Source organism: Thermosulfuriphilus sp., assembly GCF_054026695.1.
Window position 1 is genome coordinate 1 of the sequence record NZ_JBPMLP010000016.1, and the last position, 7,894, is coordinate 7,894.

Consider the following 7,894-nt stretch of genomic DNA (forward strand, 5'->3'; position numbering starts at 1 on the left):
CTGTAGCCGCTAGTCTTTATCTGGTAAATGTTAGCCATTATCCAGGTCACATCCACTGGACGGATTTGGCCTTAAGAATCTCTTTTCTCTATCTGATTGCCATTCCTTTAGGTCTTCTTTCAGAAAAGCTTCGTCGGGACAAAGAAGAGATAGAAAAACTCAATCAGCGTTTGGCGGATTCTTTAGAAAATCTAAAAAAAATGCAGAAAAAACTCATTGAAGCTGAAAAACTCTCGGCCTTAGGAAGGCTTACCGCTGACATCGCCCATGAAATAAGAAATCCCTTGGCAGCCCTGGGGGGAATGGCCCGAAGGCTCAATAAACGTATCCCCGAAGGTACTCGAGAGAAGGAATACGTCAAGGTAATCCTTTCTGAGGCCGCCAGACTGGAGTCTATCCTTCGAGACATTCTTATCCTTTCTGCCGAAGGTCACTTTAAGCTTAAACGAGGAGATATAAACCAGCCAGTCAAAGAAGGGGTGGAATTCTTCTGCGATATCTGCTCCCAGGAAAAGATAAAGATTGTCGAAGAATATACTCCGGACCTCCCCCAGGTCTATTTTGACCATGATTCGGTCAAACAGGCCATCGGCAACTTGATTACCAACGCCATAGATGCCCTCTTACCCGGGGGAGGAACCATTGTCGTCCGGACAGGCACTGAATTCACCAATGAGATCACCTTGGTGACAGTTTCAGTAAGCGATACTGGACGAGGTATCCCGCAAGAGGAATTGGAGCTGATCTTCGAACCCTTTTATTCCACTAAGAAGATCGGCATCGGTACAGGGCTAGGATTGTCCATTGTTCGCAAAATTATGGAAGAACATCGAGGATTTATCAGGGTCAAAAGCAAAGTAGGCCTAGGAAGCACCTTTACTCTTTATTTCCCTTATCAGAGTGAAGAAGACGATCAGAAAACCCCCTGTTGGGAATACATGAAGTGTGGCATTGAGAGGGACCCCTCCCGACGGTGTCCGGCCTATCCTTATTTCGGACGTATCTGTTGGGCCATTGCTGGTACCATGTGTGAGGGGCGAGTCATGGGGACCTACGCCCAGAAAATCCATGAATGTCACCATTGTCCCTTTTATCAGCTCTGTCATCCTGAAAATAAAAAGAATGCTTCCGAGGGAAATTAAAAAATGGAAAAAGGTCTAGAAAAGATCATCCAGGCCGACCGGGAAGCTTGGGAAGAGGTCAAAAAGGCCCAGGTCAAGGCCCGGGAGATCCTATCTGCGGCTCAAAAAGAGGCTCAGAAGATCATTGGAGAAAAGAAGGCCGAAATCGAGGCCTTCCGCGAGAAAAAACTCAAGGAGATCCTCTCTGAGGCCCAAAAGGAGGCCCGAGAAATCGAAGAAAAGACAAAAGACTATATGGCCAGGATTAAGGCAAGCTGGCAACAACAAAAAAAATCCCTGGTAGCCAGATTGGTCAGCGAAATCCTTAAGGCATGATCCTTCAAGCCCTAAGATATTCCTTTGTTCAGGCCAAGACCAAGGGCTTAAAGGGAAGATTGCTTAAAGAGTCTGACTGGCACTATCTTTTGATGGCCCGAGACCTAAAAGAAATCCTACGTTATCTCACTGGCACTGTTTATGCCCCTTATTTGGCCTCTTTGAAGACCAGCCACTTTCATGACCTCGTTACTAAACTTTACGAGGCCCTCTTCAAGGATTATGAGCGTCTTCTCAAGATCGCTCCCCGCTGTGGAGTCTCTCTCTTAAAGGCCCTCCTCAGGGGCTACGAGGCCGAAAATCTAAAGCTTGTGATTCGGGCTTTATTTTGGCAGAAGACCACTCAGGCCCGGGAGCTCCTTTATCCCCTGAAAGGCCTGAATGATCTTGATTTCCAAGATCTTCTGAAAACAGGAACCATTGCCAACCTTATAGAGCGACTCAGGGGAACCTACTTTTACCGACCCCTGAAAAGGGCTTGGCCTCTTTTCAAGGCCCAGGCAAGGCCCTTTCCTTTAGAGAAGGCATTAGACATGGCCGCTTTGGAGGCCTTAGTAGAATCTTTAAAGGCCCTGAGGCGGACAGACAGAATTCGAAGCCAGAGGCTTATCGGCCTTCTTATTGATAAAGAAAACCTAGTCAGTATCTGTCGACTCAAATATATCTATCATCTGAGTCCAGAAGAGATTATTGGCTATTTGACTTATCCTGGAGGCCTATTAAAGCTCAAGACTCTAGGGGCTCTGACCAGAGCCTCGGAACTAAAAGACTTCATCAACTTTCTTCCCTCTTGTTATCGATAATTACTCTCTCGGGCCCGAGACTTCTCTGAAATAAGCCCGCTACTTGAGACCCTCCTGGCCAAAGAGCTCCATTGGATAGGCCGAGAGAACCCCTTCCACATAGGCCTAGAGGCTGCCTATCTTCTCTTAAAAGAACTAGAGATCAAAGGCCTGGAGCGGCTCCTTACCGCCATTGAGCTGGGGATCCCCCTTTTGAAGAGAACCCTCCCAGTCCCCTTGCAAGGGGCTTCCCTGGAGGCCCAAGGTGTTTAGGCCCGAAAAGTTAGTTCGTATAAGTATTAGGGTTCCGGAAGAATATATCTCTTCGGCAACGGCCTATCTCGCCCGAATCCGTCTGCTTCATCTTATCCGGGTGGAAAAAACTCCCTTGGGACCTCTGGGCTATGTTGGAGAGATCGATCCTGGCCTTTGGGAAGACTATCAAAATATAGTTGAAGAGATAAACTCCCTTATCAAGGAACTTGAAATTTCCTCCAGTCCTCCTGTACTAAAAGAAGTCATTGTTCCTGAAAAAGAGATCTTCCGCCTTCAAGAGGAGTTAGCCTTTATCCAAAAAGAAGCCCTGGGAGCTATCTCTCAAAAGAAGAATCTAAAAAGATCAAGAGATGGCCGAAAGGTTGGGGCTGGCTGAAAAGCTCCATCTTTTGCCTCCCGACCTTGACCTTTCACTCTTGAAGAGCCTTCACTACGCTAAGGCCTCTCTCGGGTTGATCCCCCAGAGCTCAATCCCCAAACTTGAGGAGGCCCTAGCCCGGATTCACCACGCCACCTTCAGCTTAGGCTCTTTGGAAGAACGGGCCATTGTCCTTGTCTTTGGTCTCAAAAGGGAACAACCCCTCCTGGAAAGGGCCCTCAAAGGAGTTTTCTTGGAAAAGATTGATCTCCCTTCCGAGATTGTTGGCAAAAGTGGAGAGATACTCCAGAGATTGGAAAAAGAAATCCAAGAATTAAAAGAAAAACTGAAAGATATAAAAAACAAGTTAGAAGAGATCCGTCAACGTTATGGACAATAACTTTTAGAACTCCGAGAACGGGCCCTCTGGGCCCGGATGATCCTGTCGGCCCGACGTTTTTTGGGCAAAGTAGAAAAAATCTATGTCATTACCGGCTGGGTTCCTAAAAGACTGGTCAAAAAAATTGGGCGAGAAATCACCAACCTTAGCAAAGGGAAGGCTCAGATAGAAATAATTGCTCCTGATGAGATCTGAGAGGTTCGTCGAGGAATCATCAGGATTCCGATCCTCTTTAACAATCCTTACCTAATCCGTCCTTTTGAAGGATTGGTAAGCCTATATGGCACTCCTGCCTACGAGGAGATCGAACCCACCGCCTTCCTGGCTATAACTTTTTTGTTAATGTTCGGGATGATGTTTGGCGATCTGGGGCAGGGAATGATTTTGGCTATGAGTAGGTTATTTCATCTTCCGCCGGATACCTCGCTATATGGACTATGGCATTATCCTTATGGAATGTGGTGTCAGCTCCATGATCTTTGGCCTCCTTTATGGCAGTCTCTTTGGTCTTGAAGATGTCCTCCCGGCCCTCTGGCTTCATCCCCTGAGGAATATCAACACCTTTATGGAGGTCTCCCTTTTCTTTGGTCTGGCGGTTCTTTCCCTGGGAGTAATCCTCAACCTGATCAACATTGTCCGTCTGAAAAAATACGAAGTCCTTCTCTCTACAGGGGGGTTGGCTGGCGCTCTTCTTTACTGGCTAGCCATGGGTCTCCTCACCCGTTATCTCCTCAGCGGAACAATCAGCCAGAAAGAGATCAGGGCCTTTGGTTGGGGGGCTGGGGTTCTTACATCTTTGATGATCCTCCATCGTCCCCTTTATCTTTATTTCTTCCGAAAGGAACATAATACCAGCCTTTTTAAGACCGGAGTTTTCAGCGGTCTTGTGGAAAGCATTATCGAGGTCTTTGATGGACTTTTACGCTATTTTACAGCCACTGTTTCCTTCATTCGAATCGCAGCCTTTGCCCTGACTCACGCTGCCTTGTTTGTCGCTGTCTTTTCTCTGGCTGATCTATTGGCCCAAGGAGGAGAGAAAGGATGGAGCTATTGGCTGGTGGTAGCCTTCGGGAACGTGTTTATCATTTTGCTTGAAGGGCTGGTAGTCTCCATCCAGACACTTCGTCTGGAATATTATGAATTTTTCAGCCGGTTTTTCCGTGGGGGTGGAGAACCTTTCCGTCCTCTTACTCAAGAGATCCGAAAATAATCCCTTTAGATAGGGAGGTAACATGAAGGCCTTGATTGGTAGTTTGATTCTAACTATCGTTTTTTGCTTGTCCCCAGCCCTGGCGATGGCGGGTTCCTCAACAGGAGGCAAGGGGAACGGTTTGGGGTTTCTAGCTGCCGCTATCGCTGTTGGGGCCTCAAGCCTTGGTGCTGGATTAGCAGTAGCCGTCGTCGGTTCGGCGGCCATGGGAGCCATTAGTGAGCGCCCTGAATTGGCTGGCCGGGCCATCATTTTTTTAGGATTGGCTGAAGGGATTGCCATCTATGGCCTCATTGTGGCCATCATGATCCTTGCCCGTCTTTGATGTCTGGAAGGATATTTGTCATCGCCGATAAAAGGACTTCTCTGGCCTTTGCCCTGGCGGGGATAGATAGCCGGCCTGTAGAGTCTCCAGAAGAGTCTCAGGAGATTCTCCAAAACCTGAGCCCAGAGGTTTCTCTGGTACTGATCACCGAGTCTTTGGCCGAGAAAAATCGACGCCTGATAGACAGGTTGCTCCTTAAACCAGGAGGGCCTTTAATCTTGGAAATCCCAGACACCAACGGCCCCCATCAACGAAGCCGAGTCACCGACAAAATTGCCAGACTTTTAAGGGGTTGAGATGCTTGTTGGGGGAGAGATAGATCTTTTTTGTCTAGCCATCAGGAAGGAAGGCCAGCGAGAGGCAGAAAAAGTTCTTCTTGAGAGCCAGAGCAAGGCGGAAGTCCTTCTTAAGGAGGTCAAGGAAAAGGTTACCAGAGAGCTAGAGACAGAACTCAGACGCTTACGGGCCGAGGCCCATGTTCAGGCCCCAAAAATCATCGATGCTGCCGAATTGACGGCCAGAGACCGCCTGACCAGATTAAGAGAAACTATCCTTAAAGAAGCTTTAAAAGAGATAAAAAAAGAACTTTCGACGGTCCGACAACACCCAGACTACGAGCCGTTTCTCCTTAAAGCTTTAAAAGATGCCTTGGATAATCTTCCAGGGGAAACCTTCATCGTGGAGGCTGTCCCTGGGGATGAAGGTCCCTTGCGCAGAGCAATCGAGAGGCTGGGTAAAGGACGACAAATCACCCTTAAGACTACTTCTCAGGTAGAATCTGGAGTCCGGGTTTATACCGCCGATGGTAAAATCCTTTATGACAACACCCTTACGGCCAGGCTGAGGCGCCTTGAAGAAAGGATCCAAAGGGAGATCTGGGAGGCAGTTCGTGTCCTCCAAGACTGAGAGCCCTTCTGTAATTACCTATATTAGTGGGTCCGTAATCAAAGTCAGAGGCGCCCAGGGGCTCTCAATGAACGAGATGGTCGAAATAGGCCAGCAACGCCTTGTAGGCGAAGTCATCGAACTCTGGCAGGACCAGGCCACTATCCAAGTCTATGAAGACACCACTGGACGCAGACCAGGGGATGTAGTCTTTGGTCAGGGGCTGGCCCTCTTTGTGGAACTGGGCCCCGGGCTTATCGGCCAGATCTTTGACGGCATTCAGCGTCCCTTAAGTCGACTCTTTGAGACCACTGGAGCTTTTATCCAGCGAGGAAAGGCCGGCGTGGCCCTGTCTCGGGAACGGATCTGGCCTTTTAGGCCTATAGCCAAGACGGGCCAAAAGGTCAAAGGCGGAGAGATAATCGGCGAGATCCGAGAAACAGAAAGGATTATCCACCACCTGATGGTCCCCCCTGATGCAGAAGGCCTTCTCGTCTGGATAGCCCCAGAGGGGCCTTATAGCCTGGAGGATAACCTAGCAGTAATAGAGGCTCACGGGCAGCGCCGAAAGATAAAATTCTACCAACGCTGGCCAGTCAGGAAGGCCAGACCTGTCAAAAAGAGACTCTGCTCAGATGAGCCCCTGTTTACCGGACAACGGGTCATTGATTTCTTCTTTCCCTTGGCCAAATGGGGGTCTGCGGCCATCCCGGGCGGTTTTGGTACAGGAAAGACCGTCACTCAACACCAACTATCCAAGTGGGCTGATGCCGATATCATTGTCTATATAGGATGTGGCGAACGGGGAAATGAGATGACCGGCGTGTTGACAGATTTTCCCAAGCTCATTGACCCCCGAAGCAAGCAACCTCTTATCCAATTATCCAAAGAACTATCCTTATTGCCAACACTCAGATATGCCAGTAGCTGCCAGAGAGGCCAGTATCTATACCGGAATAACCATTGCCGAATATTATCGAGACATGGGCTATCACGTAGCTCTGATGGCTGATTCGACCAGCCGTTGGGCAGAAGCCTTACGAGAGATCTCCGGCCGTCTGGAAGAGATGCCTGCCGAAGAAGGATTCCCAGCCTATTTGGCTTCCAGGTTGGCGGAATTCTACGAACGGGCCGGAATAGCGGAGACCTTGGCAGGCAAAAAGGGATCGGTTTCGATTATCGGGGCCGTTTCTCCCCCAGGGGGAGATTTTTCAGAGCCAGTAACCCAACACACTAAGCGTTTTGTCGCCACTTTCTGGGCCCTTGATAAGGAGCTGGCCAGCGCCAGATATTTCCCGGCTATAAATTATTTGGAGAGCTACAGTGGATATACAAAGGCTGTGGCCCCCTGGTGGAAAAAGAAAAAGAATTTTGACTTCTTAAACATTCGGGAAGAGGCCCTTTCTATTCTCAAAGAAGATGCCAAACTCCAGAATATTGTCTCACTTATCGGTGAGGATGCCCTTCCAGATGATCAGAAAATGATCATCCAAGCGGCCAGGCTTCTCAAAGAAGACTTTCTCCAACAAAGCGCCTTTGATCCTATTGATACCTACTGTCCGGCAGGAAAACAGATAATCATGATGGAAATTATTCTCCGTTTTATTAAGGGTATGAAAGAGGCGATAGCTAAACGAATTCCCCTTTATCGTCTCCTCGAGCTTCCGGTACTACAAGAAATCCACCGAATGAAGTTCAGCTATCCGGGTGATGATTTAAAACCATTTGAACAAATCTTGAGGCAGGTAGAGAATGAATTTAAGCAACTATTGAAAGGAGAAAAAGCTCATGAAGACGGCCCTAGAATACCTAGGGCTTGATAGTATTCAAGGACCTCTAGTGGTAGTCAAAGGGATTCAAGGAGTCGGTTATCATGAACTTGCCGAAGTTATAGATGAAAATGGCCGGTCTAGATTGGCCAGGGTATTGGCGGTCTCTGAGGAAGCGGCCGTTCTGGAGGTCTTTGAGGGCACCTCTGGGCTTTCTACTACTAGGAGCCGGGTCCGTTTTAAAGGAGAGTCTTTTAGGTATCGGGTCTCTGTTGAGGAGTGCCTCGGACGAGTCTTTGACGGTCTGGGGCGCCCCCTTGATGGCGGACCACCACCTATAAGTGGAAAGGCCCATGACATAAATGGGCTCCCGATCAATCCTGTAGCTCGGGTTTATCCCCAAGATTTTATCCAGACAGGCATATCGGCCAT

General features: G+C 48.6%; 11 protein-coding genes and 2 pseudogenes. All 13 read left to right on the top strand.

Going from position 1 to position 7,894, the window contains the following annotated elements:
• On the top strand, nt 1-1,142 hold a 1,142-nt coding region (locus tag ACXJJX_RS02390), incomplete at its 5' end, for a sensor histidine kinase (protein ID WP_456431599.1).
• Nucleotides 1,143-1,145: 3 nt separating this feature from the next.
• Nucleotides 1,146-1,457: a hypothetical protein gene (locus ACXJJX_RS02395; protein WP_456431601.1), complete on the top strand. Its 312-nt coding sequence runs from the start codon at nt 1,146-1,148 to the stop codon at nt 1,455-1,457.
• Entirely contained in the window at nt 1,454-2,260 is an 807-nt protein-coding gene (locus ACXJJX_RS02400; protein ID WP_456431603.1) for a V-type ATPase subunit, read from the top strand. The genes ACXJJX_RS02395 and ACXJJX_RS02400 overlap by 4 nt, the downstream gene beginning before the upstream one ends.
• Before the next feature lie 244 nt (nt 2,261-2,504).
• Nucleotides 2,505-2,891 carry a hypothetical protein gene (locus ACXJJX_RS02405; protein ID WP_456431605.1) on the top strand — a complete coding sequence of 129 codons (387 nt, stop codon included), beginning with the start codon at nt 2,505-2,507 and terminating at the stop codon, nt 2,889-2,891.
• Nucleotides 2,866-3,273 (top strand): hypothetical protein, encoded by a 408-nt coding sequence (locus ACXJJX_RS02410; RefSeq protein ID WP_456431607.1) that lies wholly within the window; start codon nt 2,866-2,868, stop codon nt 3,271-3,273. The genes ACXJJX_RS02405 and ACXJJX_RS02410 overlap by 26 nt, the downstream gene beginning before the upstream one ends.
• Nucleotides 3,274-3,309: 36 nt before the next feature.
• Entirely contained in the window at nt 3,310-3,468 is a 159-nt protein-coding gene (locus ACXJJX_RS02415) for a hypothetical protein (protein ID WP_456431609.1), read from the top strand.
• Between the two features lie 72 nt (nt 3,469-3,540).
• The gene (locus tag ACXJJX_RS02420) at nt 3,541-3,786 is read left to right on the top strand and encodes a V-type ATPase 116kDa subunit family protein (protein ID WP_456431611.1); all 246 of its coding nucleotides are present in this window, start codon (nt 3,541-3,543) and stop codon (nt 3,784-3,786) included.
• A complete protein-coding gene (locus ACXJJX_RS02425; RefSeq protein ID WP_456431619.1) occupies nt 3,704-4,483 on the top strand; it encodes a V-type ATP synthase subunit I in 780 nt (259 codons plus the stop codon). Before ACXJJX_RS02420 ends, ACXJJX_RS02425 begins: the two co-directional genes overlap by 83 nt.
• A 22-nt stretch (nt 4,484-4,505) precedes the next feature.
• Nucleotides 4,506-4,808 carry an ATP synthase subunit C gene (locus tag ACXJJX_RS02430; RefSeq protein WP_456431613.1) on the top strand — a complete coding sequence of 101 codons (303 nt, stop codon included), beginning with the start codon at nt 4,506-4,508 and terminating at the stop codon, nt 4,806-4,808.
• On the top strand, nt 4,808-5,104 hold the full coding sequence (locus ACXJJX_RS02435; RefSeq protein WP_456431615.1) for a V-type ATP synthase subunit F: 297 nt from the start codon (nt 4,808-4,810) through the stop codon (nt 5,102-5,104). Before ACXJJX_RS02430 ends, ACXJJX_RS02435 begins: the two co-directional genes overlap by 1 nt.
• Before the next feature lies 1 nt (nt 5,105).
• Nucleotides 5,106-5,714 (top strand): V-type ATP synthase subunit E, encoded by a 609-nt coding sequence (locus ACXJJX_RS02440; protein ID WP_456431617.1) that lies wholly within the window; start codon nt 5,106-5,108, stop codon nt 5,712-5,714.
• A pseudogene (locus tag ACXJJX_RS02445) lies at nt 5,698-7,513 on the top strand (V-type ATP synthase subunit A). The gene ACXJJX_RS02440 and the pseudogene ACXJJX_RS02445 overlap by 17 nt, the downstream one beginning before the upstream one ends.
• Nucleotides 7,482-7,894: pseudogene (locus tag ACXJJX_RS02450) on the top strand (V-type ATP synthase subunit B); the annotation flags it as partial. The pseudogenes ACXJJX_RS02445 and ACXJJX_RS02450, both read left to right, overlap by 32 nt.